Annotated in this window: 1 protein-coding gene; it reads right to left on the reverse strand. The window is 50.5% G+C overall.

Annotated features, from left to right (window positions below; translation table 11 throughout):
* Positions 1-12: 12 nt before the first annotated feature.
* Positions 13-1,097: IS256 family transposase (locus tag LZF95_RS27110; protein WP_233758601.1), on the reverse strand; the 1,085-nt coding region annotated here is incomplete at its 5' end.

Here is a 1,097-nt window from a genome sequence, read left to right on the forward strand (position 1 = left end):
GGAACTAATTAATTAATTTTCTGTATTGATGTCCAGCTTGAGCCTCCCCTCAAATTTAATGGCCAGCTGCTGGACTGTCAAGCCCCAGTTGTGCAAAGGGGAACTCCATTTTTTCTCGATCCGTCGGGTAGCCAGATACACGAGCTTCAACAGTGCCATATCACTTGTAAATGCCCCTTTGGTCTTGGTGACCTTTCTCACCTGCCTGTGGTACCCTTCCACAGCATTGGTGGTATAGATCATCTTTCGGATGCCCTTGGTGTATGCAAAATAAGCACTGAGCCTTTCCCAGTTACTGTTCCAAGACCGGAGTACCACCGGATATTTCTTCCCCCATTTCTCTTCCAGGTCCAGAAGGGCTGATTCTGCCAGGTCTTTGGTGTCTGCCCCATACACCAGCTTGAGGTCACGGGCGAACTCCTTCTGATCCTTGCTGGCCACATATTTCAGGCTGTTGCGGATCTGGTGGACGATACACAACTGGATCTCCGTTTTGGGGAAAACCGAATGGATCGCCTCCGGAAAGCCTACAAGGTTATCTGTACAGGCAATCAGAATATCACGGACACCACGGTGCTGTAGGCCACTGAGCACCTGTAGCCAGAAGTTGGCCCCTTCGCTTTCAGACAGGTACATCCCCAGGATTTCCTTTCTTCCCGACTTGTTGATCCCAAGCACATTGTACAGTGCCTTATGCTTCACCTTGCCTTCCTCCCGTACCTTGAAGTGCATGGCATCAAGCCATACGATGCAGTAAACCTCCTCCAACGGACGGTTCTGCCATTCCTTTACCCTGGGGATGATACGGTCGGTAATATCACTGATTACCTGGGTGGAGACTTCGGTGTCGTACATTTCCCTGATATGTGAGGAGATGTCACGAAGGCTGCTGCCCATGCCATAAAGGGCGATGATCTGATCTTCCAGATTGTCTGCCAATATCCGCTGGCGCTTTTCGATAATCTTGGGTTCAAAGCTGCTGTGACGGTCCTCCGGGGTGTCAATGGTCACTTCGCCAACGTTGCTCTTCACTGTTTTGGTACCTTTTCCGTTGCGCTTATTGCCCGAGGACCACCCTTTGTCTTCATCACGCAGAT

This window comes from Algoriphagus sp. AGSA1 (assembly GCF_021390545.1).
Lineage (GTDB): Bacteria > Bacteroidota > Bacteroidia > Cytophagales > Cyclobacteriaceae > Algoriphagus.